The 22,976-nt window shown below is 66.6% G+C and carries 22 protein-coding genes; 9 read left to right on the top strand and 13 right to left on the bottom strand.

The window, feature by feature from the left end:
- The first annotated feature begins 231 nt into the window (after positions 1–231).
- From AC1DYD_RS38900 to AC1DYD_RS38890, 3 genes are all read left to right on the top strand, one after another.
- Positions 232–1,215 (top strand): Bug family tripartite tricarboxylate transporter substrate binding protein, encoded by a 984-nt coding sequence (locus tag AC1DYD_RS38900; protein ID WP_478178063.1) that lies wholly within the window; start codon positions 232–234, stop codon positions 1,213–1,215.
- 10 nt (positions 1,216–1,225) lie between these two features.
- Positions 1,226–3,307, top strand: coding sequence for an acetoacetate--CoA ligase (locus AC1DYD_RS38895; RefSeq protein WP_478178062.1), 2,082 nt, complete (start codon positions 1,226–1,228; stop codon positions 3,305–3,307).
- Positions 3,308–3,574: 267 nt separating this feature from the next.
- Positions 3,575–3,901 carry a YidH family protein gene (locus tag AC1DYD_RS38890; RefSeq protein WP_478178061.1) on the top strand — a complete coding sequence of 109 codons (327 nt, stop codon included), beginning with the start codon at positions 3,575–3,577 and terminating at the stop codon, positions 3,899–3,901.
- A gap of 58 nt (positions 3,902–3,959) precedes the next feature.
- On the opposite strand, the gene AC1DYD_RS38885 is transcribed toward AC1DYD_RS38890, so the two are convergent.
- From AC1DYD_RS38885 to AC1DYD_RS38865, 5 genes are all read right to left on the bottom strand, one after another.
- A complete protein-coding gene (locus AC1DYD_RS38885) occupies positions 3,960–4,328 on the bottom strand; it encodes a response regulator (RefSeq protein WP_478178060.1) in 369 nt (122 codons plus the stop codon).
- Between the two features lie 303 nt (positions 4,329–4,631).
- Entirely contained in the window at positions 4,632–5,045 is a 414-nt protein-coding gene (locus AC1DYD_RS38880; protein ID WP_478178059.1) for a hypothetical protein, read from the bottom strand.
- A 261-nt stretch (positions 5,046–5,306) separates the two neighbouring features.
- Complete coding sequence (locus AC1DYD_RS38875) at positions 5,307–5,702, bottom strand: hypothetical protein (RefSeq protein WP_478178058.1); 396 nt, start codon at positions 5,700–5,702, stop codon at positions 5,307–5,309.
- A 153-nt stretch (positions 5,703–5,855) separates the two neighbouring features.
- The gene (locus AC1DYD_RS38870; RefSeq protein ID WP_478178057.1) at positions 5,856–7,817 is read right to left on the bottom strand and encodes an alkyl/aryl-sulfatase; all 1,962 of its coding nucleotides are present in this window, start codon (positions 7,815–7,817) and stop codon (positions 5,856–5,858) included.
- 34 nt (positions 7,818–7,851) lie between these two features.
- Positions 7,852–9,462 carry a GMC family oxidoreductase gene (locus AC1DYD_RS38865; RefSeq protein ID WP_478178056.1) on the bottom strand — a complete coding sequence of 537 codons (1,611 nt, stop codon included), beginning with the start codon at positions 9,460–9,462 and terminating at the stop codon, positions 7,852–7,854.
- Positions 9,463–9,791: 329 nt separating this feature from the next.
- Between AC1DYD_RS38865 and AC1DYD_RS38860 the strand changes: the two genes are divergently transcribed.
- The gene (locus AC1DYD_RS38860; RefSeq protein ID WP_478178055.1) at positions 9,792–11,615 is read left to right on the top strand and encodes a GAF domain-containing sensor histidine kinase; all 1,824 of its coding nucleotides are present in this window, start codon (positions 9,792–9,794) and stop codon (positions 11,613–11,615) included.
- 20 nt (positions 11,616–11,635) lie between these two features.
- Here AC1DYD_RS38860 and AC1DYD_RS38855 read toward each other — a convergent pair whose 3' ends face one another.
- Entirely contained in the window at positions 11,636–12,049 is a 414-nt protein-coding gene (locus tag AC1DYD_RS38855; protein WP_478178054.1) for a hypothetical protein, read from the bottom strand.
- A gap of 241 nt (positions 12,050–12,290) precedes the next feature.
- Between AC1DYD_RS38855 and AC1DYD_RS38850 the strand changes: the two genes are divergently transcribed.
- On the top strand, positions 12,291–12,608 hold the full coding sequence (locus tag AC1DYD_RS38850; RefSeq protein ID WP_478178053.1) for a hypothetical protein: 318 nt from the start codon (positions 12,291–12,293) through the stop codon (positions 12,606–12,608).
- 7 nt (positions 12,609–12,615) lie between these two features.
- On the opposite strand, the gene AC1DYD_RS38845 is transcribed toward AC1DYD_RS38850, so the two are convergent.
- From AC1DYD_RS38845 to AC1DYD_RS38830, 4 genes are all read right to left on the bottom strand, one after another.
- On the bottom strand, positions 12,616–14,025 hold the full coding sequence (locus AC1DYD_RS38845; protein ID WP_478178052.1) for a patatin-like phospholipase family protein: 1,410 nt from the start codon (positions 14,023–14,025) through the stop codon (positions 12,616–12,618).
- A gap of 35 nt (positions 14,026–14,060) precedes the next feature.
- Positions 14,061–14,648 carry a hypothetical protein gene (locus AC1DYD_RS38840; protein ID WP_478178051.1) on the bottom strand — a complete coding sequence of 196 codons (588 nt, stop codon included), beginning with the start codon at positions 14,646–14,648 and terminating at the stop codon, positions 14,061–14,063.
- A 370-nt stretch (positions 14,649–15,018) separates the two neighbouring features.
- Positions 15,019–15,837 (bottom strand): transporter family protein, encoded by an 819-nt coding sequence (locus tag AC1DYD_RS38835; protein WP_478178050.1) that lies wholly within the window; start codon positions 15,835–15,837, stop codon positions 15,019–15,021.
- 182 nt (positions 15,838–16,019) lie between these two features.
- Complete coding sequence (locus AC1DYD_RS38830; RefSeq protein WP_478178049.1) at positions 16,020–17,096, bottom strand: AraC family transcriptional regulator; 1,077 nt, start codon at positions 17,094–17,096, stop codon at positions 16,020–16,022.
- Positions 17,097–17,231: 135 nt separating this feature from the next.
- Here AC1DYD_RS38830 and AC1DYD_RS38825 point away from each other — a divergent pair, with 135 nt between their 5' ends.
- On the top strand, positions 17,232–18,728 hold the full coding sequence (locus tag AC1DYD_RS38825) for a coniferyl aldehyde dehydrogenase (protein WP_478178048.1): 1,497 nt from the start codon (positions 17,232–17,234) through the stop codon (positions 18,726–18,728).
- Between the two features lie 18 nt (positions 18,729–18,746).
- Here the strand turns inward: AC1DYD_RS38825 and AC1DYD_RS38820 are convergent, their stop codons facing one another.
- Positions 18,747–19,205, bottom strand: coding sequence for a hypothetical protein (locus AC1DYD_RS38820; protein WP_478178047.1), 459 nt, complete (start codon positions 19,203–19,205; stop codon positions 18,747–18,749).
- A 236-nt stretch (positions 19,206–19,441) separates the two neighbouring features.
- On the opposite strand from AC1DYD_RS38820, the gene AC1DYD_RS38815 reads away from it, so the two are divergent.
- From AC1DYD_RS38815 to AC1DYD_RS38805, 3 genes are all read left to right on the top strand, one after another.
- On the top strand, positions 19,442–21,175 hold the full coding sequence (locus tag AC1DYD_RS38815; protein WP_478178046.1) for a SagB/ThcOx family dehydrogenase: 1,734 nt from the start codon (positions 19,442–19,444) through the stop codon (positions 21,173–21,175).
- A 180-nt stretch (positions 21,176–21,355) separates the two neighbouring features.
- Entirely contained in the window at positions 21,356–21,565 is a 210-nt protein-coding gene (locus AC1DYD_RS38810; RefSeq protein WP_478178045.1) for a hypothetical protein, read from the top strand.
- Positions 21,566–21,625: 60 nt separating this feature from the next.
- A complete protein-coding gene (locus AC1DYD_RS38805) occupies positions 21,626–22,108 on the top strand; it encodes an adenosine-specific kinase (RefSeq protein WP_478178064.1) in 483 nt (160 codons plus the stop codon).
- A gap of 42 nt (positions 22,109–22,150) precedes the next feature.
- On the opposite strand, the gene AC1DYD_RS38800 is transcribed toward AC1DYD_RS38805, so the two are convergent.
- Both AC1DYD_RS38800 and AC1DYD_RS38795 read right to left on the bottom strand, forming a co-directional pair.
- Positions 22,151–22,324, bottom strand: a complete 174-nt coding sequence (locus AC1DYD_RS38800; protein WP_478178044.1) for a hypothetical protein — start codon at positions 22,322–22,324, stop codon at positions 22,151–22,153.
- 404 nt (positions 22,325–22,728) lie between these two features.
- On the bottom strand, positions 22,729–22,976 hold a 248-nt coding region (locus AC1DYD_RS38795), incomplete at its 5' end, for a PLP-dependent transferase (protein WP_478176879.1).

The following is a 22,976-nucleotide window of genomic DNA, read 5'->3' as shown; positions in this document are numbered from 1 at the left end:
AAAGCCTTGCTGCGCGCGGGCGCCTTGCATCCAGCCCCTTGGCCCGGCAACGCGATCCCCGGAAATAGTGTGAACAGGCCCTAAAGCGTTCCCCGAGAGATCAGGTCTTACCCTAGGCTGCGCAGGATTACGCAAGCAGCCGCAAGGACACGACAGCGGCGGCGCGGTCATGCGGCAAAGTCGCGGCGACTCTCAGCCAGTCCCCGAAAAACCTACAACGGAGATCCGCACATGACCACACGCCGCCAATTCGCCACCCAACTGGGCGCCCTCGCCGCGCTGGGCGCTGCCAGCATGCACCGTGTCGCCCACGGTCAGCAACCTGAGCTCGCTCGCGTGCTGGTGGGCTTTCCGCCCGGAGGCAGCACCGACAACGTGGCACGCCGCCTGGCCGAAAAGCTTCGCGGCACCTACGCGGCGAACGTGCTCGTCGAGAACAAGCCGGGCGCGGGGGCTCAGATTGCCGTGACGGCGGCCAAGGAGGCCGCGCCGGACGGCGCCACCCTGCTGCTGTCCCCTCCTGCACCGTTCACCGTCTATCCCCATACCTATCGGAAGCTTCCCTACACGCCGGAGGACGTCCAGGCCGTGTCCATGGTCTGCACCTTCCCGTTCGCCTTCGCCATCGGCCCGGCGGTGCCGGAGAGCGTGCGCAACATCCCGGACTTCGTGGCCTGGGTGAAGGCCAATCCGGGCAAGGGCTCGTTCGGGTCGCCGGCATCGGGCTCCACGCCGCACCTGATGGGCAGCCTCCTGGGCCAGTTGGCGGGCGTCGAACTGACCCACGTGGGCTATCGCGGCGATGGCCCCGGGCTGCAGGACCTGATGGGCGGCCAGCTCCCGGCCTACGCCACCGTGCTGGGCAGCTACCTGCCACAGATGAAGTCGGGACGCCTGCGCCTCCTGGCCGTCTCCGGACCGACGCGCAGCGCCTTCGCGCCGGACATCCCGACGTTCCGCGAGCAAGGCCATGCCCTGGACATGACCGAGTGGTTCGGCGTGTTCGTGCCGGCGCGCACGCCTGCAGCCGCGGCGCAGCGCGCGGGGGATGCGGTGCGTGCGGCTGTACTGCAGCCCGACTTCGTGCGCGGACTGGCCGAGTTTGGGATGACGGCCCAGGGTTCCACCGCGCAGGAACTCGCCCAGCGCGTGCGCGCCGAGAACGCGCAATGGCGCGACAACGTGAAGCGGATCGGCTTCACTGCCGAATCCTGAGAGGGACCGCATGCAGTCAACCGACATCTCCACGCACGACGTGAACACATCCATCGCGACAGACACGCCCCTCTGGCGGCCCAGCCCGCAACGCAAGGCACAGGCCCTCGTCACTGCCTTCGAAGGCTGGCTCCAACGTGAACGCGGCTTGCTGTTCGATGGCTACGAGGAGCTCTGGCGCTGGTCGGTCGACGAGCCGGAGGCGTTCTGGAGCGCCATCCTCGGCTTCTTCGACTTGCCCATGACCGCTCCCCCTGTCCGCATGCTGGACGGTGACATGCCGCGGGCGCGCTGGTTCGAGGGTGCGCGCCTCAATTTCGTGGATCAGGCGTTGCGCCACACCGGGCTCGCCACGCCGGCCATCGTGTACGAGAGCGAGGCCGGCGGCACGGGCGAAGTTCCCTGGGAGACGCTGCGGCACCAGGTCGGCGCGGTGGCGTCTGCCCTGCGCGGGCTCGGCGTACAGGCGGGCGACCGCGTGGCCGGCTATCTGCCCAACATTCCGCAGGCCGTGGTGGCTTTCCTCGCGGTGGCCAGCCTGGGCGCGGTTTGGTCTCTCTGCGCGCCCGACATGGGGCCGGTGAGCGTCGGCGACCGCTTCACCCAGATCGCGCCGAAGGTGCTGGTCGCGGCGGACGGCTACCGGTTCGCCGGAAAGCCGTTCGACCGCCGCGCCGCCCTGGGCGAGATCCTGGACCAACTGCCCTCGGTCACCGGCGTGTTGTGGGTGCCGCACCTCGACCCCTTCGCGGTGCCGCCGGCGCAGGCTGCGATCCGCAGCGTGGTGACCTGGACCGACGCGATCGCGGCCGAAGCGCCCCTGCGGTCCGAAGCCCTGCCGGCCGATCATCCGCTGTGGATCCTGTACTCCTCAGGCACCACCGGACTGCCCAAAGCCATCGTGCACGGCCATGGAGGCGTGCTGGCGAACGGCATGGTCAACATGGTGCTGCACAACGACCTCCACCCCGGCGTGCGCGTGCTGTGGGCGGTGAACACATCCTGGATGGTGTGGAACGCCCATGTGATGGGCCTGCTGGGTGGCGCCACCCTGGTGCTTTACGACGGATGCGTCACCGGCGCCGGTCCGGAGCCCGACTGGGGGCACCTATGGAAGCTCGCAGGTCGACATCGCGTGAATGTCTTCGGCGTCGGCGCGGCCATCCACCATGCGTTCCTGAAGGCCGGCATCGTTCCAAGCGAGCTGGCCGATCTGTCCACCCTGCACACGGTGTGCTCCACGGGTTCCCCACTGTCGCCCGAGGCGTACCGCTGGCTGTATGAAACGGTCAAGGAGGATCTATGGCTCAACATCGTGTCGGGCGGTACCGACATCACAGGGGGATTCGTGGTCGGCCTGCCGACCTTGCCGGTGCGAATGGGAGAGATGCAATGCCGCGTGCTCGGCACGCACGTCGAGGCCTGGAGCGATGACGGGCGACCGTTGCAGGACGAGGTTGGCGAACTGGTGTGTGTGCGGCCGATCCCCTCCATGCCGCTGTACTTTTGGGGCGACGAGGACGGTAGCCGCTATCGTGAGAGCTACTTCGACACCTTCCGGGACGCGGCCGGCCAGCCGGTCTGGCGGCAAGGCGACTGGCTGCGGCTGGTGCCGCGTCCGGAGGCAGTGGGCGGGATCATCTACGGCCGCTCCGACGCCACCATCAACCGCCAGGGGGTACGAATGGGCACAGCGGAGTTCTATCGCGTCGTCGAGGCGCTGAAAGAGGTGGTGGACAGCCTCGTCGTGGACCTCGAGTACCTGGGACGGCCCTCGTATCTGGGTCTGTTCGTGCAACTGCGCCCCGGCCTCGTGCTGGACGAAGCGCTGCGCCACCGCATCCGGCAGGGGCTGCGCAGCAGCCTGTCCGCCCGGCACGTGCCCGACGAGATCCTTCAGGTCGACGCCATTCCGAAGACCATCACTGGCAAGAAGCTCGAGTTGCCTGTGAAGAAGCTGATGCTGGGGCATGCGTTGGAGAAGGTCGTCAAGCGGGACGCGCTGGCGAAACCGGAGAGCATCGACTGGTTCGTGTCGTTCGCAAAAAACCACCTCCGGCGCTTGCAGGCCGCGCCTGGCCTCAGCCCTTGAAGACGACCCGAGGCCGGCCAAGGCGCGAGGCGCGCAACCGCCAGGCCCATACGTACGTGGCATTTAGGTGGACAAAGCACTGGCGTTCGGCCTTCGGCGTCCGCACAATTCCTTCGATACACGGACGCGACCACGCATGGGAACCATATGCCAGCACCTCCAACTTCATTGACGCCGATTCCGGGTCCTGAACCGTCCGAGCCGCCACCATCGTCATCCAGCGCGTCGGCCCGACTGAACACCGAGCTGGCCATCGAGCGCACCCTCATGGCTGCCGATCGATCCTTGATGGCATGGGTGAGGACCGCCCTGTCCATGATCAGTTTCGGATTCACCATTTACAAGGTGCTCGAGGCCATGCAGCAGCAAGGGGGAATCGGGGCGGCAAGCCAGTCGCCGCGCAACATGGGCCTCTTCCTGACAGGCCTGGGCACCATGGCCATGGTCATGGGCACGATCGAGTACTGGCTTCGGCTGAAGGCCATGCGACGAGAAATGAACTTTCATCTGATGCAGCCCTCGTTCGTCATGGCGTTGATCATGTCCGCGACGGGCCTGGGCATCTTTGCGGGAATCACCCTCAGGCTGCTTTGAGCACGACCGGTGCCGCGCCTGGCCGCCCTGCCGCCGCGCGCTGACGGCGCCTGCCGAGTCATTTCGGGTCCGAACGCGCGCGACGCACCGCAGCACGCAGTTCGCGCACGCTGACCGGCCGCTCCAGAAAATCTGTCGCCTCCAGTCGCGCGATGTCGACGGCCGTACGAAACGCAGAGTGCGGACCCAGGACGATCACGGGCAGTGCCACGCCCCGGTGCCTCAACTCACGCACCAGTCTGAGCGTTGCGGCCTCGTCGACATCGGCCGACGCAATCAGACACTGACCCGAACCACTGGGCGGTCTGGCAAGAATGGCTTCGCCGTCGTCCACGAATACCACCGTATCGGTGATCCGTCCGAGTGCCGATTCGAGCCACGCGCGCTCATCCTCCTTGAATCCGACGACGTAGACGGTGGTGGACATGGCTTCGGTGTCTCCCGAGGCATTGAAGATTCCGGATCCAGGCAGTGCCCGGCTTCAATGGCGAAACGCATGCGACGCGTCCGAAGCACAACGCCGCGCGCAACACCACTTCGAGGCCGCTTCCGTTCACCTGCGCCGAACCGGTCATCAATGGTGAGGCCATCCAGGCGATGCGACCATCCCGGCGACCACGCAGCACCCACGTACGTAGGCGCACGAGAATGTCGCGCGACGCGGTCGAGGCCAACGCCCGACCACGGCGCGCAGGCAGCCCGGCACGCCTCACGCGCCACCGGCCCGTTGCTAGCGACGGAATCCGATGAAGGCGGGCCCGCCCCAGCCGCCCCAGCCGCCCCAATCCATGGCATTCATCTCGTTCATCTGGGCCGCCTCGAGATTGTTGTTGCTGAGTTGCTTCGCAACGCGCAGCCGCTGATAGTCCTGGTACTGGGGCAGTCCGCCGACATAGGCGAGATTGTTCATCGAATCCGGCAGGACGTAGTAGGTGGTGCCCTGGTAGGTGACGGGCGAAACCTTGTCCTTGGGAAGCTTCGCCAGCATGGCTTGCTGGTCCGGTTTCGAAGGCGTGATGACCTTGAAGCCAGCGGCAATGGCCAGGTTGTCATTGCTGAGCGCGCTGCTCGTGGCGCAGCCGGCGACCAGCGCGAACGAGGCCGCGGCAGCCAGGCATTTCAATGCATCGAATCGTTGGTTCATGGTCGTTCACCCCGAGAGACTGTTGACGGAAAGCGATGATGGACTCCGAGCACGCGCCGCGGCCCACAGCACTGTCGCCGCAACCCGTGCCGTCCAAACCCCAGCTTGCATGTTGGCCTCCTGCCGAAGCGCGAATTTGTGAGGGCCCCAGGGGCCTGCCCGATCATGAGATCGTCGGTCTGTCGACCCGAAGGGGTCAATCCCGGCAGCCACTCAATCCACGTACGTGCAGGCGCCGCACGAGCACGTACGTGGCGCCCGTCACTTTCGACTCTTCCAGCGCATCACCTGGTTGATCAGGCTGCGAACGACGAGATACGGAATCACGGCCAGGACGGCGGCCACCATGATGGCCTCACCGGGATACACCCAGCGCTGCACGCTGAACTGGTAGATCGCATCGATGACGATCGCCAGCAGAAACACCTTTCCCACGTGCCGCCAGCCTTCCTTCAGCAGGGCCCTTCGCTGCGCCGAATCGGTCGCCAGGGCCCAGAGGTAGAGCGGACGCCCGTCGCGCGCATCCTGCCGGCCGGCCCGGAACGCGAAGAAGGCCGCCATCAGCGGCTGAACCACGAAGCGAAACGCGAGCGGCGCGTGCCTGCCGCTCGTGATATCGGTCCAGGTCCGGACGAAGGCGTCGACGATGAAATCCATGGCTTGAGGCCCCGTGGCGCCGTGTGGGGCCACGGGCTCTCCCCGCATTCTGGAAGCCGCCCTGGCCCGGGGCAATCCCGGCGGCCACGCAGCGCCACGTACGTGGCGCGCCGGCCCCGGGGCCTCGCCCCTCGGTGCCGCGGCCGTCGCGGCTCAGCGCGTCACGATCGGGAAGGTGCCCGGCGCCTTGTCGATCAGGGACAGGAAGCGCACGAGGTCGATCTTGCTGCCGTCGACCGACAGCTGGTCGGACAACAGCGTGTCCTTCACGCCCGCGGTACCCGCCATCATCTTCACGAAGATCGGCTTGGTCAGCGTCAGCGTCGCGTTGGCGTCGGCGGCCGGCGCGGCCTTGCGGTGGTGCAGCACCGCGTTCTCGAGCCAGAGCTGGAAGCTCTCGCCGGTGTCGCTGAAGACGAGGTTGATCTTCGTGTCCTTGCCCTCGGCGGCGGGGCCGTCCAGGCCGGCCGCCATGGCCTCGAGGAAGCGCTCGACCGGCGTCTGCGTCAGCATGTCGATGAAGCCCGAGCGATCGACACCCTGCTTGGGCGGCCCCTGGCGCAGCTCCGCCGCCGCGCTGAGGTAGCTGTTGCGCCAGGTGGCGGCCTCGGCCACGTAGCCGAGCTGTTCGTAGGTGCGCGCCAGCAGCTCGCGTGCGGCCTTGTTGCCGCTGTCGGCGAACACCACGTGGCTGAGCAGTTCGGCCGCCCACCGGTAGTCTCCTTTGTCGAAGGCGGCCTGCGCCGCCTGCAGGGCGCGATCGGCGCCGCCGGCCAGCGCCATGTAGCGCTTGGCCGATTCCTGCGGCGGCAGCGGATCGAGGTTCGCCGGGTTGCCGTCGTAGGCGCCGAGATAGAACTGGTACACCGCCTTGACGTTGTGGCGCAGGTCGCCGTAGTAGCCGCGCGCGCCGAAGTGCGTCTGCAGCGATTTCGGCAGCTTGATCCGGTCGGCGATCTCCCGCGGCGTCAGGCCGGCGTTGATCAGGCGCACCGTCTGGTCATGCGTGTACTTGTAGACGTCGCGATGCTTGGTGATGAAGTCGACGATGCGCTGGTGGCCCCAGATCGGCCAGTTGTGCTGGCCGAAATAGACCTCGGCGCCGTCGAGCTGGTCGAGCGCCTGCTGCATGTAGTCGGCCCATTTCAGCGCATCGCGCACCTTGGCGCCGCGCACCGGCAGCAGGTTGTGCATGGTCTGCGCCAGGTTCTCCGCGCCGCCATAGGCCTTCAGCGCCGGAATCGAGAAGGTCATCTCCGCCGGCGCCTCGGCACCGGGCACGTTGTGGAAGACGAAGCGCACGCCGTCGAGCGTCATCTCCTCGGTCGGCTGCGTGACCAGGACGGTCGGCGGCAGGATGCCGAAGGTGCCATAGCCTACCGCCTTGCCGAGGCCGGTGTCGACCAGCCCCTTGGGCGACCGTTCGAGTTCCTTGCCGAACTGGTAGAACGAGCGCCGGCCCATGGCGGTGCCGACCATCACGTTCTCGCTGGTCGCCTCCTCCATGAACCCTGTCGAGGCGACGATCGGCACCTTGCGAGCCGCTGCCTCCTCGGGCGAAATCACGCCCAGCGCACCGCCGAAATGGTCGATGTGGCTGTGCGAGAAGACCACCGCGCTGACCGGCTTGTCGCCCAGATGCTTGCGCGCGAAGGCCAGCGCCGCGGCGGCGGTCTCCTTGGCGGTCAGCGCGTCGATGACGATCCATCCGGTCTTGCCTTCGACCAGCGTCATGTTGCCGACGTCGAAGCCGCGCAGCTGGTAGAGGCCGTCGGTCACCTTGAACAGGCCGATCTGCGCGTTCAGCTGGGCATGGCGCCACAGGCTCGGGTTGACGGTCGGCGGCGCGGCCCCATCGACGAACTTGAAGGCATCGAAGTCGATCAGCACGCGGCCATCGGGCCCCATGATCTTGCCTTCGGGGCGCGCGATCAGGCCACGCTGGGCGTCTTCGAACGCCTGTCGATCGCCGAGCGGCAGGATTTCTTCGAACACCGCGTTGGCCGCGACGGTCGGGGCCGTCGCATCGCCGGTGGGCGCGGCGTTGCGTTGGCCGCAGGCGCCCAGGGCGAGGATGAGCGCCGCCGCGAGCGGCGCCTTGAGGAATGGCTTCATGGGGAATGTCTCCGGTTGTCTGGTTGTCTGTCTGTCAGTGCGGATGCGCATTCGCGGCATCGGCGCGGATCATTTCTGCGGCCTTCTCGCCGATCATGATGGTGGGGGCGTTGGTGTTGCCGCCGACGATCGTCGGCATGATCGAGGCGTCGGCGACCCGCAGGCCGGCGATGCCGCGCACGCACAGCCGCGCGTCGACCACGGCCTGATCGTCCGAACCCATCCTGCAGGTGCCCACCGGGTGGTACTGGGTGTCGGCCCGGGCCCGGATATCGGCGACCAGCGCCTTCGTGTCGTTGGCGGCCACCGGGTACAGCATCGCGCCGCGGATGCCGTCGAAGGGGGCCGATTCGACGATGCGCTGCTGCGCCTGCGCGCCCTTGACCAGCAGCGCCAGGTCGCGCTCGTCCTCGAGAAAACGCGGGTCGATGCGCGGCGCCTGCCCCGGGTCCAGGCTCGCCAGCTCGACGCTGCCCCGGCTGTGCGGCCGCAGCACGTCGACATGGCAGGAGATGCCATGCCCCAGGTGCTGCTTGCGCGCATGGTCGTCGACGATGCCCATCACGAACACCAGTTGCAAGTCGGGCACCTCGACCTCGGGGGACGAGCGCAGGAACGCGCCCGACTCGGCGATCGAGCTCGTGATGCGGCCGGTGCGCTTGCGTTTCCATTCGAGCATCGCCGCGCCGAGCTGAAGGCCGCCGCGCAACGAAACGCCGAAGGTGCGACTGTCGCTGCGGGTGCGCCACGTCTGCACGTAGTCGATGTGGTCCTGCAGGTTGCGCCCGACGCCGGGCAGATCGCGCTGCACCGGAATCCCCATCTGCTGCAGGTGGCCCCCGGGACCGATGCCCGACAGCATCAACAATTGCGGTGAACCGAACGCGCCGGCGCTGACGATGACTTCGCGCCGCGCCCTCAGCTGCTGCGTCGCGCCGCCGTGCAGGTAATCGACGCCCACGGCCCGGCCCGACGCGAGCACGATGCGCGAGGCCACGGCGCGGGTCACGACATGCAGGTTGGGCCGCGCAAGGTGCGGGGTCAGATAGCCCTTCGCGGCACTGCAGCGCTCCCCGTTGCGCTGGGTCACCTGGTACATGAAGGCGCCGAACGGGTCCGGGACGTTGTAGTCGGCGATCGTCGGCAAACCTTGCAGTGCCGCAGCTTCGAGGAAGGCCTTGTTGATCGGACTTGGGCACTGCAGCGCCGCCACGTTCAGCGGGCCCCCCTGGCCGTGCCAGGGCGTGTCGCCGAACTGCTCGTTGTGCTCGGCCTTGCGGAAGAGGGGCAGCACCTCGTCGTAGGCCCAGCCCGCATTGCCGAGGCCAGCCCAGTGGTCATAGTCATGGCGATGCCCGCGCACGTAGAGCATGGCATTGATCGAGCTGCTGCCACCCAGCGTCTTGCCGCGCGGCTGGTAGCCGCGGCGGCCACCCAGGCCCGGCTGCGGCACGGTCTCGTAGGCGTAGTTGTTGATGCGCGTGGGCACCATCGCCACCACGCCGGCCGGCGCGTGGATCAGGACGCTCTTGTCCGGCCCGCCCGTTTCCAGCAGGGCGACCGAAACGCCCGGATCCTCGCTCAGGCGCGAAGCGATCACACATCCGGCCGATCCGGCCCCCACCACCACGTAGTCGAATTCCATCGTTGTCTCTCTTTGTTTGTGCCCGCGGACCCGAAGAATGCCGAAAGGAGATACCTCCGTCCAATGCATATTGAGGAAGCATTCGTTGCATGGAGTGCATAGTGAACCTCCGCGAATGCCAGGCGCTCGGCGCGGATTGGCCCGGTCCGTCGCCGTTGCCGGCAGCGCTCGCCATAGCCCGAAAGCCGGATTGACGGCGCGCAAACGATGTGAGGATGATGCGGATAGGGCGAGAGTTCCCGCCGTGGCTGTTCCGCGACAGCGGGTGGCACGGAGGAATGTTCAACCACACAACAAAGTGAAGAATCTTGCGGGATAGTCCCTGCGCATTGCCGACACCGTTCCACAGGTCTCGCTCTCCTCGCGACCTGCAGGACCTGCTGCGCTTCGAGCGCCTGCTGTCGGACCTGTCGGCCACCTTCGTGGCCGTGCCGCTGCACGACATCGACCGCGCCATCGAGGACAGCCTCGCACGCATCGTGAAGGCCCTCGACATCGACCGGTCGACGCTGACGCGCGTCTTCACGCTGACCGGAAGCGCCCATGTCACGCATTCGTTCTCCAGGGAGGGAATCGCACCGGTGCAGCACTGCCTCGACGTGCGCGATTCGAATCCGTGGGCGCTTTCGATGGCGATCGCGAACAGGCCGGTCGCGTTTTCCCGCCTCGACGACCTGCCGCCGGAGGCCCGCGTCGACAAGGAGAGCTGGCGCCGGATCGGCCTGAAATCACACGTCATGATGCCGATCAGGGTGGCGGGGCATCTTCACGGTGCCCTCATCTTCGGCTCCGTTCGGTTCGAGCGCGAATGGTCGGACGAACTCCTCGACCGGATGCGCCTGCTGGCGGAGATCCTCGGCAGCGCCCTCGCACGCGAGCGCACCCAGGAGGAACTCGAGCTCGCGCTCGGCTTCGAGCGGCTGGCCAGCAGCACCCTGGCTTCCCTGGTGATGGCCAAACCGGACGAGCAAGGCGAAGCCATCTCGCGCGGATTGCGCGAGATCGGCGAATTCGTGGGCGCCGAGCGGGTCGCCCTCTGGCAGGGAATCGGCAGCAACGTGCGCTACGACCCGACACGGCATTGGCATGCGGATGGTTTCGCGGCACCGCCGGGCACGCGCGGAACGGGCTACTTGCCGTGGCTGAGCAGCCGCGTGGCTGCCGGCCACGTGGTCCGGCTGTCCTGTCTCGACGAGCTTCCATCCTCGGCGCAGCGGGACGGCGACACATTGAAGGCACTGGGTATCCGCTCGTTGCTCGTGGTGCCGGTCGCGGGAGAAACGTCGAGCGCGCTCTCGATCGCGACGGTCCGGCGTGAACACGCATGGCCGGACACATTGCTCCCCGGTGTTCAGCTGCTCGCCGAGGTGTTCGGCAGCCTGCACGCGCGCGAGGCCGCCGAGCGCCGCCGGCTCGCCGCGGAAGTCGAGGCGGCGCACTGGCGCGAGCGTCTGGCGCATCTGGTGCGGGTCCACACGGCCGGAGAAATGTCGGTCGCGCTGGCCCATGAGATCACCCAGCCGCTCGGCGCGATCGAGAATTACGCGCTCGCGGCGCGGCACCGCGCGACCGAACCGGCGCCCGACATGTCGCGGGTCGCGGAACTGCTCGACAAGGTCATCGGCCAGTCCACGCGCGCCGGCGACGTCGTGACGCGCATGCGCAGCATGACGCAGCGACACGCGCTGGACCCGAAGCCGATCCGCATCGAGCAGGCGGTGCGCCAATGCGTCGGCATGGTGAAGATGGACTGCGATCTTCGCGACATCCGCATCGCGTTGCCGCCCACAAGCCCTCTGTCCGAGGTGGTCGTCGACGAGATCCATGTGCAGCAAGTGGTCCTGAACCTGCTGCGCAATGCGATGGAAGCGATCGAGCTCGCGCCCCCGGACGGTCCCAGGGAGATCGCCATCGCGATCCGGCCCGGCGAGCGCGACGAGGTGCGGGTGGACATCGCCGACCGCGGCGTCGGCATCGCCGAAGGCGACCTGGAGCGCGTCTTCGAATCCTTCTACTCGACCAAGTCGAGCGGCCTTGGCGTGGGACTGGCGATCTGCCGCAAACTGATCGAGGCCCATGGCGGCAAGCTCTGGGCCTCGCACAATCCCGGCGGCGGGGCCTTGTTCAGCTTCACGCTTCCACGGCTCCCATAGACTCGCGCCATGAGTTTCCTCTAGAAGCTGAAGTCGATCGCCTTGGGACCACCGCCGACCGCGACGCCCTGCGACTTGCTCTTGCCCATGGCTTGCGCGTCGACGGTGTAGCTGCCGTCCGGCAGCTTGATCAGGCAGATGGGCCCGGTCGACGGCACCGTCAGCACGCTGACGCCTTTGGCATCCTTGATCGTTACGGTGACCGACGCCATGTATTCACCTGCGGCGGTTGCGAACAGCAGCGAAAGGGGATAGTCCTTCCGGGCGGCGAGCATCGCCTTGGATGAGGCCTCCCCGATGCCGCCGCAGGTGAAGCTCGCAGTTCCCTGGGTCTGCAGCGCAGGGATCGCGGGCAGGTTCTGGGCCAGCAAGGGTGGCGCCATGCCTGAAAGCACGGCAGTGGCGGCGCAAAGGGCCGAAAACATGAGGCGCATCTGGATCTCCTTCGCAGCAACACGCTCGTCGGGCCACCGTCGCGGCCGCCCGCGGTCGCCCGGTTGCGTTGGCGACCTCGCGATCGACAAGGGCGAGTGCCCTCCGAATTCGCGATCCGCCAATTTTCGAAAGAGCAGCCGCCCCCCGCCATCCCTGCGGCCACCTAGATCCACGTACGTGGCGACCCATCCCGCCATAGAATGCCGCCTGCTCCTCACACGTCTTATGTCACAACATCGATTGAGTTTGAAGAAGCCGCTGCTCGCCGCGATGGTCCTCGCGAGCGGATGGAGTTCGAGCGCGCTGGCCTTCGATGACTTCGAGGGCACCTACGTGAGCGGCGACACCACGATCACGTGGCGTGCCGGGGGTCGTTCGGGCAACGAGTTCCTGTCCAGTCGTTGTCCCGGCAGGAAGTTTCGCCACCGCACGCAGCCGGGCGACGCCCATTCAGGCATGGACTACACCGTCAAGTCGGATTTCGAATTCAAGAAGCTGGTGATCACCGGCACCAACAAGTGCCTGCCTCGAGGCACTTACGAGCGCCACGAACCGTAGCCCCGCGTCAGGGCGCGGCGGCCTGCGGCCCGGCCGGGACTGCCTGCGCCCGCAATCCCGCCAGCAAGCGCTGATAGTCCGGGTTGTTGCGCAGCAGCGCCCGGCCGGTGGCGATCAACTGTGCCACTTGCTCCTTGTCCAGGACGAAGCTGGTCGGGATCTTGTTCAGGAATCGGCGCAGCAGCAGATCGGGAACGTCCTCGAAGCTGAGCCGGATGAAGTACGCGCTCACCGGCCGTTCGGGCGTCGAGAGCGCGCGGGTCCAGCGGTCGAGGTTCTGCTGGGTCTGCTGGAGCGTCGCCACGTTGTAGCGATGCAACTGCACATTGGTGACGGCGTTCATCGTCTGCTCGAAGGTCGGCGCCCTGCTGCTCTCGCCGATGCCCTCGGGCGTATCGGCCGCGGCGTTGACCGAGATGACGGCGATGTGGCGCGCCGCGGCGAGGTCGAAAGTCTTCACGTAGTCCTGCGCACCACCGGCCAGTTCAACGGCGTCCAGCAGTGCGCGAAGGCCCAGGTTGTCGGTGATCCCGCCGTCGACGAACTGGGCGTACCGGTGCGTCACCTTGTTCTGGTAGGCGAGGTCGTCCTGCACCACCATGCTCAGATAGGCGTTGTCGCTGTCACGCTTCTTCGCGGCCGCAAGCCAGGGCGGCATGCCGCCGGCGCAGCCGCCGTAGTTCTCCGCCACCACCGGCCCGAACAGCACCGGCACGGCGCTCGATGCGGTGACGGCGCGCGCCAGCGGGAAACTGCCCAGGTCCGAGCACAGCAGGTCGAAGTACTCCTGGACGAACGAAAACCGCCCGCCCGAACTCAGGTCGGAACTGTTGATCAGGATCAGCGGCGCATTGCGCCTTGCCAGATCGCTGAATGTCGCATCGCCGAACAGCGACTGCTGGTAGTAGGAAACCGCCATTTCGGTGCGGCCGTGGCTGCTGAACCAGCGCATGGGATTCAGCAGGCCCCGCAGCAGGGCACCTTCGACGTCGTTGCGAAGGAATCGCTCCTCGTAGTCGATGAAGATGCGATCGCCGTAGAGGCCGTAGTAGGCCGATGTGAAGCTGCCTCCGGACACCGAGCTGATGACGTTGATCGCCTCCAGCAGGCTCTGATCCTTGCCATCGATTTGTACGCGGGTGTCGCGCAGCTCCTGCATGACCCCGTAGGACAGGGCGGCGGCGCGCGTGCCACCGCCCGAGAAGGCGACGGCCAGCGTCAGCTCGCCGGAATGCCGGCGCGGGTTCCTGGCGAACTCGCCCAACGAATAGACGGTGCCATGATGACCCGGAGACAACGGCACATTGGCGATCACACCGTAGGTGGTGCACGCGCCAAGCGCCAGTGCCATGCCCAGCAGCAGCAGCACCAGCAGCAGCGAGCGTCCGCGCGAGAAGACAGCCGACGAAGCCGCCATGTCGCTCGCCGACGAAGCTGGCGGCCGGAATGCAGCTAGGGCTTCCTGACGACCGAGGTGGCGAGAGCCTGTGTGATGGTCATCTTCATCTGGTCGCCGACCTTGACGCCATTGAGCATGGCCGGGTCCTTCAGCTTCACTTCGGTGAAGTGACCGAACGGACCCCGAACCATCACGGTGCCCTTGGCCTGATCGATCGCCCAGATGTTCGACACCATCGTCGTCTGCTTCATCGCAGCCCCGCCGGGCAGCTGTCCGACCTGGGCGCGGTCGACGGCCGTCGTCGACGAGGCCATGCGGATCCCGTTGCCCGTCTGGAAGTCGAGCGCCACCGACTGGATGTAGGTGGCATCGACCATGTCGCCGACCTTGACCTGGGCCAGGTTCTTGACCCTCGGGTCGACCAACACCGCGAATTCATTCCCTTCCGGTCCCTTGAGGGTCACGATGCGGTTCTTCGGGTCGATCGCCGTCACCAACGCGGAGATCGAGACCTCTTTCATCATGTCCTTGACATCCAGCACCTTGGGGGTGGCCGAAGGCGTGCTCGGCTGCGCCATGGCCGGCGCGGTGAATGCCAGCGCCGAAGCCAGGGCGAGAACTGTGTAGTGGGCTGCTTTCATTTCAGGTATTCCTTTCATGTCCGGGTAGACGGACCGCTCGCGGTACCCATGCCAGATCGGACGACCTGGTATCGCAGTGTTCGCTCGCACCCCGCCCTGCGGATTTTCACGATTGCGGTGCGGCGCGCCATCCGGACGACCACGCAGGAACACGTACGTGGCCTAGGTGGGCACCGGGATAGGCCGCGACCCCCTCAAGCCTTGACAAGGCGCTGCAAGCGTCGACTGCAACGGCTTCCAGCGGAAAGAGCGGCACCTTCCTGCTCGACGCTTCGCTGCGAGGCAACTCGAACGGCGGGCATTCGTTCGAGAAAGGCCCACTCGGCAACGAAGATCGACGGCCGGTGCGCACCGATTGCCAACCCAGGACTCATTTCGGGAACATGAACTGCGCCTGCACACGGATCTGCCAGTTGGCGCCGTTGTCCGGCTTCACGACGTTGTAGTACGCCGAGAGTTGCGTGTTCACCGGCAGCTTGCCCAGATGGAAGATCTTGCCGACGCCGCCGCCGAGGGGCACGGTCCATCGCTGGCTGCTGTCGGCCTTCCAGTCGGCGGTGATGACCGGGGCGGTGGTGAGATAGAAGCCGCCGGGGAAGTTGTAGTTGATGAAAGGCTGGAGCAGGAAGTTGTTGTACGAGCCGCCCTGCTTGCTGCTGCTCACCGACCAGATGTTGTTGAACAGTGCGCCGTACACCCACGGGTCGCCGTGGTCGAGGTGCAGCACGACCGCGGAAGGGCCCAGGCCCCAGTTCTTGTTCCCCAGCTCCGAATTGCTGTTGGTGGGAATCTGGACCACCGGGCCGGCGCCCCAGATCCACTTGCCCGGGTTGGCCGGCGACAGGAAGGCGGTCAGCACCGTGTCGCCGATGCCGCTGGTGCTGTCGATGCCGGGGCCGAGCGCCGGCATCGAGATGACCGGCAGGATCGTGCGGGTGATGATGTTCCAGTCCTTGTTCACCGAAATCGGTATCACCGGCTGGATGTTGAGGATGTTCTGCGTCCCCTTCTCCGGTCCGTAGTTCAGGTTGGTGTTGTTCTGGAACGGAACGCTGACCAGGTTGCCAACCGGGTTCTGGGCCAGTTTCGCAAGCTCTTCCGCGCTCATCTCCGCCTGTGCCGGCAGGGCCGCGCACGCCGCGACGGCCACGGCGATGCGTGACACCCATGCTGGGGAGTTGAATGGCATTTGGGTCACCCTCGAGAGAAGTCCGTGCAGCCGTCCGAAGTGCTCCGAGGCGCATTCGAATGCGCCCGGACCGCCTGGATCCGAGCCGCCATTGTGGACACCGGCTCTCGAGGCCGCCATCCCGGCGCCCACCTATGCGCTCGTACGTGCCCCGACCCGGCTGTGCCTGCGCGCAACCCGCCTCAGCCGCGACGCTCCCGAAAGTACGCCGGGGTCTGGCCGGTCCACTTCCTGAACGCCTTGCGAAAGTTCGATGCGTCGGCGAAGCCGCTGCGCTCGGCGATCTCGTCCACCGACAGCTCCGTGCGCGCCAGCAATTCGATGGCCAGGCGCTTGCGGACGCCATCGATGACGGCCTGGTAGCTCGTGCCGGCATCGACCAGACGGCGATGCAGCGTGCGGGTCGACATGTGCAGCCGCTCGGCCATCTCTTGCGCCCGGGGCACGGCGCCCGCACTGTTGAGGCAGGCTTCCTTGATCGACTTGATCAGGGCGTTCTCGCCACCGATGGCTTCGAGCATGCGGCCGCAGAAGTCGGCGGAGAGGCTGGCCGTGATCGGGTTGGCATTGGGCAGCGCGAGCCCCAGCAGGCTGGCGTCGAATTGCATCTGCATGGCATTCGCCTCGAAGCTCACCGGGCAATTCAGAATCTCGGGGTAGCGGCCGGCACAGGCGGGCGCCGGGTAGGGCAAGCGCATGCGCCGCGGCTGGAACGGCCGCTCGAGCACCCGGCCCATGAGGGTCAGGATCGAGCTGAACCAGAACTCGGTCGCCAAGGGCAGCAGGCGCCCGAGGTCCAGCACATCGCGCCCCTCGAAGATCGCCAGCTCGCCCTCGATGCGGAAGCTCTTCTCGAGCACCGGACCCGCCAGCCGCACGTGCTGGATGCCGAAGTTCACCGCGTCGCCCAGGGTCGCGCTGCTCAGCAGCACATAGCCGAAGACACCGAAGTCCGAGATCCGCTGCCGCTGCCCGGCCAGCAGGCCGATCGCCGGTTCCGGCGACAGGCGCTCCACGTTGTCGAAGAGCGCGACTTTCTGGCGCTGCGACAGCCGCGCGTTGTGGTCCGTGATGGCCAGCGGCGAGATCCCCGTGCCCTCGAGCACTGCCGCCGCGTCGACGCCGAGTGCGGCCATCGTCTCGACCAGCGCGGGCAGGCCCAGCGTGCTCTCGCTCGGCGATTCGATGTCGCCGCTGCCGTGGCGATACAGCAGGGACGACGGCGCCGGGGACGGGTGGGCAGTGGACTTGCGGGACACGGGGTCGGCTTGGGGAGTTGGCAGATTTTCACCCGAATCTGGCGGGTCGCAACCTAGGCGGCGACCTCTTGGACGCCTACATTCAAGCGCCAAGCACGGGGCGCCGCCTTGGCCCCTCAGTCACCTGGAGACCGCATGACCCACTCACTGGACGCGCCGCGCGCGGAAACCGTCGACCGCGCGAAAGAGCGTGTCGCACACCTCTTCGCCACGCAGCAGGCCGCCTTCGCCGCGGCGCCCTGCCCCGACGCGGACCAGCGGCGCGAACGCCTGAAGTCACTCAAGCAGCAGGTGTCGCGCTATCAGGACCTTCTTGCCGAGGCCATGAGCCACGATTTCGGCTACCGGTCGGAAGCGGAATCGAAGATGCTCGACCTCCTCGGTTCGATGCTCGAACTCAACCATGCGATCACGCATGTCCGGCGCTGGATGAAGCCGAGCCGGCGCTCGACGGAACTGCTGTTCCTCAGCAACAGCATCCGGGTGGTCTATCAGCCCAAGGGCGTGGTCGGCGTGATCGTGCCCTGGAACTTTCCGGTCTACCTGGCGCTGGGCCCCCTGGTGGCCGCGCTCGCCGCCGGCAACCGGGTGATGGTGAAGATGCCGGAGGCGACGCCGGCCACCAACGCGGTGCTCAAGCGGATGCTCGCCGAGGTGTTCCCCGAAGACCTGGTGGCGGTGGTCGGCGAAGAGCTGGTCGATCCCAACGTCTTCACTTCGCTGCCCTTCAACCACATCGTCTTCACCGGCTCACCGGCCGTCGGCCGCGTCGTGATGCGCACGGCGGCGGACAACCTCACGCCGGTCACGCTCGAGCTGGGCGGCAAGTCGCCGGCCCTCGTCACCCGCAACTACCCGATCGCCGACGCGGCCAAGCGCATCACGCACGGAAAGTCGACCAACTGCGGCCAGATCTGCGTGTCCCCCGACTACGCGCTGGTGCCGCGCGAGCATGTCGCCGAATTCGTCGAGTCCGTCGGGCGCACGTTCAAGAAGTTCTACGCGAACAAGACGGTCGGCAACGCCGACTACACGGCCATCGTCAACGAGCGGCAATACCAACGCCTGCGCGGCCTGCTGGACGATGCCCGCGTCAAGGGGGCGTCCGTCGTGCGCTGCGCGCCCATGCCGACCGGCGAGGGCCGCCAGATGCCGCTTCACATCCTGACCGGTCTCACGCCCGACATGCGGGTGATGTCCGAAGAGCTCTTCGGCCCGATCCTGCCCATCGTGCCCTATGACACGATGGACGAAGCGATCGCCTTCATCAACGCGCGTCCGCGCCCGCTGGCCCTCTACTGCTTCAGCCACGACAGCGCCGAACGCGACGCGCTGCTGCGCCGAACGCATTCGGGCGGCGTCGCGATCAACGACTGGGGTTGGCAGGTGGTCAACCACGACGCGCCCTTCGGCGGCATCGGCAACTCGGGGATGGGAACCTACCACGGCGTGGAGGGCTTTCGCGAGCTGTCGCATGCGAAGACCGTGTTCAAGCGCCAGCGCCTGTTCCCGATCGATCTCTTCTATCCGCCCTACGGCACTTTCGTCCAGCGACTGGCGCTGCGGCTCTTCGTGGGACACGCAGATGCCGGCCTGGTCGCCAAGGCAAGCCAAGGCGCCGAGCTTCGATAGGCCCCTGTTGCCGCCTGTTCATTCCAGGTAGTCAATGAACTGCGGGATCACCTCGCGCAGGAAGCGGATTTCCTCAGTGGCAATGCTGCGCGGCTCCAGGTCGAAATGGATGAAGGTGCCATAGGGCGTGCCACACTCTCGCGTCAGCAGCCGGCCGTAGTACGACTCGACCATGCCGGCATAGGGTCGGTTCGTCAGGCGCTGATCCTTGGAGGCATGGCTGGTCACGAACTCGCCGTGCGCGATCGCGTACTGGCAGAAGCTCGCGCACAGAGGCACCACCTTCAGCCAGGTGCGGTATTCGGAGTCGCGGTCGAAGGCGTGCGCCGCGTGCATCACCTCGCCGTTCAATTTGTAGATCGCCGTGAACCGATAGGGCGTCCTGTCGTTGAGCAAGGCCAGCGCCGGAACGATCCCGCGGCTGGCAAGAAGGCTGCGAACGGCCGCAGCGGGCGCTGGCAAGTCGACGTCGAGCATGGGTACCTCGGTTGGGGCGTGGGCGCGAATCTTACGTAATTCTTACTGCGCTTGGGAACCGGGTTTGACCCTCATCTTGTCAGCGCAAACCCTTGGGTCAAGGGTGCGTTTCACCGCCATGGCCTGACGCGTCGGTTGCCAGCCTTGCTGAAGCACTCGAACGATGCCAACATGAGCGAGGAACGTGCACGCAGCAGTTGCGCAAGCCGCTCTGTTGACACCCACAGGAGACCCTGATGGACGCCGCCGACCAGCTCGAATCGGTGCTGCGCTATCACGAGCGCACCAAGCACCAGTTCCACCGCTATGCGCGTTCCGCCGGCACCCTGGATTGGGTGAACCAACCCAACCCTTTCCGCCGTTACGAGGGCGCGCCGCTCACGCGGTTGCCCATCCTTGGCGCGGACGAAGAGCCGCTGTCGCCTCGCTACGAGGACATGTACCGGCGGGGCGCGGTGCGCAGCGCACCGCTCACGGTCCGCTCGCTGTCGCGGTTGTTCGAGTACGCGCTTGCGCTGTCGGCCTGGAAGCAGGCGGGTGGCACGCGTTGGGCGCTGCGCAGCAACCCTTCGAGCGGCAATCTGCATCCCACCGAGGGCTACCTGCTGATCGACGCGTTTCCCGGGCTGGCGCACGCGCCCGGCCTGTACCACTACGCGCCAAGAGAGCACGGTCTGGAACGGCGCGCCAACGGCTCCGCCGAGTGGTTCGCGCAGTTGATGCGGGCGTTTCCCCCACAGGCCTTTCTGGTCGGTCTCTCGTCCATCCACTGGCGCGAAGCGTGGAAGTACGGCGAACGCGCGTTCCGCTATTGCCAGCACGACGCGGGCCATGCCGTCGGCACGCTTCGCATCGCCGCCGCGACCCTGGGATGGAGCGCTGTCGTGTTGCACGGCCTGGCCGATGAAACCATCGAAGCCTTGCTGGGGCTGGACCGCGCCGAGGACTTCGCCGGCGCCGAGCGCGAACAACCGGAGCTCGTCATGCTCGTCTGGCCGAACGACTCGGCCGGGCCGTGGTGTGCAGGCGTGCAGCGCGCGCTGCCGCTCGACCTTGATCCGCTGTTGGCGCGCGAGCTCACGCGGCAAGGCTGGTGCGGAACTGCGAACCGGCTCAGCCGTGACGACCCCGTCGCCTGGACCGTCATCGACGAGGTGGTGCTCGCCTCACGCAGGCCGATGGGCCAGCGATATGCCTTGGACCTGTTCGATGCGCCTGCCCCTGCCGATCGAAGCGCAGCGTTCCCAGGCGGGCCGACGGCCGGCCGGATCATCCGCCAGCGGCGCAGCCTCCTGGCCTGCGACGGCCGGACCTCGATCACGGCCGAGCGCTTCTACGGCATGCTCGCGCGCGTGGTGCCGCGCGTGCAGCTGGAAGCGAATCAGCGGCCGTTGCCCTGGGATGCCATGGCTTGGGAACCGCGTATCCACCTCGCCCTGTTCGTTCATCGGGTGGACGGACTCGACGCGGGGCTGTACGTACTCGTCCGCGACCCGGCCAAGCTGGACAAGCTGAAGCGCGCCATGCATCGACGCTTCGACTGGACCAAGCCCCCCGGATGCCCGGCGGACCTGCCCCTCCACAGACTGGAGAGCGGCGATGTGAAGCAGCTCGCGACGCAATTGAGCTGCTTTCAGGACATCGCGGGCGATGGGGTCTTTTCGCTCGGCATGATCGCCGAGTATCGAGACGCCTTGATCACGCACGGGCCCTGGTTCTATCGCCAGCTCTTCTGGGAAACCGGGGTGATCGGGCAGGTCTTGTATTTGGAGGCCGAAGCGGCGGGCATAGGCGCCACGGGCATCGGCTGCTTCTTCGACGACCCGGTGCACCGGGTGTTCGGTTTCAGCGACCTGGAGTTTCAGTCGGTCTATCACTTCGCGATCGGCGGCCCGGTGAAGGACAGCCGACTTCGCACGCTGGCGCCCTACGGCGTGCGTGAGGAAGACGAGTCGAGGCGTGCGGCGTGATCGGCACCCGCACAGGAAGATCCGGGCCATTTCGCTCTCGCAATCGAAAGGCCATGCCAGCGTTGGCGTCGCGGTTGTCGTGGCCGGGAAACGCGCTGCGCAGGCGTACAGTCGCGCATCAGCATGCCGTTTCGGTGCGCGTCTCGGCCGCTGATGGCGACTTCCACCGGAGGGTGCCCCATGAGCGAAAGATCCCCAATCGACGAAGCACGCTTTGCGCAAGCCGTGCAGCTCGTTGCCGCAGCCGTATCCGCCAATTCGCTGAGCAGCGATCGGAGCTTCGATGCGCCCACTCACCAAGACGTCATTCGCGTGGCGCTCATTCGCGCGTATCAGACGCTCGGGGACGCCCGTGACGAGATTGAGGGTCATGTGCGCAGTCCGGATTGACCGGGTCCAGCGGGCGTCCGCGCTGCGGCGGTGTCGGCCGCGCAACGTAAGGAGACTGTCGTGAAACTGATCACCGTCACGATCGACAAGCCGACCGAGGTCAACTTGATCCTCGGCCAGTCGCACTTCATCAAGACGATCGAGGACCTGCACGAGGCGATCGTGCAGACGGTGCCTCAGATGAAGTTCGGCATTGCGTTTTGCGAGTCGAGTGGGCCCGCCTTGGTGCGTCGAACCGGAAATGATGCGGAGCTCGTCGAGCTGGCGCAAAGGAATGCCCTGGCGCTGAGCTGCGGACATTGCTTCATTGTCTTCATGACCGGCGGATTCCCGATCAACATCCTCAACGCCATCAAGGCGGTGCCTGAGGTTTGCGCCATCTACTGCGCGACGGCCAATCCGGTGGAGGTCATCGTGGCCGACACCGGGAACGGGCGAGGGATTCTCGGCGTTGTCGACGGCGTCAAGAGCAAGGGGATCGAAACCGAGTCCGATGTCGAAGCGCGCAAGCAGATGCTGCGCCAATTCGGGTACAAGCTCTGAGCGACGAGCGGACGATCACCGTTCCAGACGTCACCTGGCCGTTCACTCGTGGCCGGGCTGCGCAACCCCAGGCGATGGCAGAAAAGGCTGCGTCGCGTCACGTTCCGCCAGACTCTCGAGGATGGCCGCCTGGCGCAGGTGGTACAGCACCTTGCGCAGAATGGGCTCGGCTTCGTGCTGCAGGAAGTCGTTGGCCTTCGGATCCTTGCGGTACATGCGAAGGACCGTCACAGCCTGCATCGCCTTTTGCCGTCCTCTCAGTCCGTGCAATTGCGCCAGTTGGCGCAGTTCCCTCTTCACGTCAGTCCCATCGAGCGGTCTTTGTTCATGTCCCTCAAGCCATCAGCCGAGCATTGAATCGTCGTTGACAGTGAAAAAGTTGTGACTCTTGCTGAATCCAGTGTAGTTCAAAAGTTCATAGGATACGCGCCGGATCTCCGTTTCGCGCCTTGAGCCGGGCCGGGTCCAGCCCGGTGTCGAGCTGTTTTTCCCGTGCGCGATGTTGCTGTTCGCCGGGCACCAGACCACGCGAAACCTGCTGGGCAGCGGATGGCAGGCGCTGTTCGCCGATCCCGACGCAGGGCGGCGCCTGCGCGGCGGCGAGGCAGACCGGGCGACCGTCAGATCCGCGCCAGCGCCTGCGCCAGATCTTCCCGCAGATCCTCCACCGCCTCGACACCCACCGACAGCCGCACCAGCGTGTCGCCGATGCCGAGCCTTGCACGGGTCTCGGCCGGGATCGTGGCGTGGGTCATGATCGCCGGATGCTCGATCAGGCTCTCCACGCCGCCGAGGCTCTCGGCCAGGGAGAAGATCTTCACCGCCTCGAGGAAGCGGCGGGCGCCGGCCAGGTCGCCGTGCAGGTCGA

It is taken from the genome of Variovorax sp. P4_B11 (genome assembly GCF_056402355.1).
This window is presented reverse-complemented; position numbering and strand designations above follow the sequence as displayed.

Excerpts from the sequence above, each read along its gene's own strand:
- AC1DYD_RS38900 (WP_478178063.1), top strand. The coding sequence starts at position 232 with ATGACCACACGCCGCCAATTCGCCACCCAACTGGGCGCCCTCGCCGCG.
- AC1DYD_RS38895 (WP_478178062.1), top strand. The coding sequence starts at position 1,226 with ATGCAGTCAACCGACATCTCCACGCACGACGTGAACACATCCATCGCG.
- AC1DYD_RS38890 (WP_478178061.1), top strand. The coding sequence starts at position 3,575 with ATGGCTGCCGATCGATCCTTGATGGCATGGGTGAGGACCGCCCTGTCC.
- AC1DYD_RS38885 (WP_478178060.1), bottom strand. The coding sequence starts at position 4,328 with ATGTCCACCACCGTCTACGTCGTCGGATTCAAGGAGGATGAGCGCGCG.
- AC1DYD_RS38880 (WP_478178059.1), bottom strand. The coding sequence starts at position 5,045 with ATGAACCAACGATTCGATGCATTGAAATGCCTGGCTGCCGCGGCCTCG.
- AC1DYD_RS38875 (WP_478178058.1), bottom strand. The coding sequence starts at position 5,702 with ATGGATTTCATCGTCGACGCCTTCGTCCGGACCTGGACCGATATCACG.
- AC1DYD_RS38870 (WP_478178057.1), bottom strand. The coding sequence starts at position 7,817 with ATGAAGCCATTCCTCAAGGCGCCGCTCGCGGCGGCGCTCATCCTCGCC.
- AC1DYD_RS38865 (WP_478178056.1), bottom strand. The coding sequence starts at position 9,462 with ATGGAATTCGACTACGTGGTGGTGGGGGCCGGATCGGCCGGATGTGTG.
- AC1DYD_RS38855 (WP_478178054.1), bottom strand. The coding sequence starts at position 12,049 with ATGCGCCTCATGTTTTCGGCCCTTTGCGCCGCCACTGCCGTGCTTTCA.
- AC1DYD_RS38845 (WP_478178052.1), bottom strand. The coding sequence starts at position 14,025 with ATGGCGGCTTCGTCGGCTGTCTTCTCGCGCGGACGCTCGCTGCTGCTG.
- AC1DYD_RS38840 (WP_478178051.1), bottom strand. The coding sequence starts at position 14,648 with ATGAAAGCAGCCCACTACACAGTTCTCGCCCTGGCTTCGGCGCTGGCA.
- AC1DYD_RS38835 (WP_478178050.1), bottom strand. The coding sequence starts at position 15,837 with ATGCCATTCAACTCCCCAGCATGGGTGTCACGCATCGCCGTGGCCGTC.
- AC1DYD_RS38825 (WP_478178048.1), top strand. The coding sequence starts at position 17,232 with ATGACCCACTCACTGGACGCGCCGCGCGCGGAAACCGTCGACCGCGCG.
- AC1DYD_RS38820 (WP_478178047.1), bottom strand. The coding sequence starts at position 19,205 with ATGCTCGACGTCGACTTGCCAGCGCCCGCTGCGGCCGTTCGCAGCCTT.
- AC1DYD_RS38815 (WP_478178046.1), top strand. The coding sequence starts at position 19,442 with ATGGACGCCGCCGACCAGCTCGAATCGGTGCTGCGCTATCACGAGCGC.
- AC1DYD_RS38810 (WP_478178045.1), top strand. The coding sequence starts at position 21,356 with ATGAGCGAAAGATCCCCAATCGACGAAGCACGCTTTGCGCAAGCCGTG.
- AC1DYD_RS38800 (WP_478178044.1), bottom strand. The coding sequence starts at position 22,324 with ATGTACCGCAAGGATCCGAAGGCCAACGACTTCCTGCAGCACGAAGCC.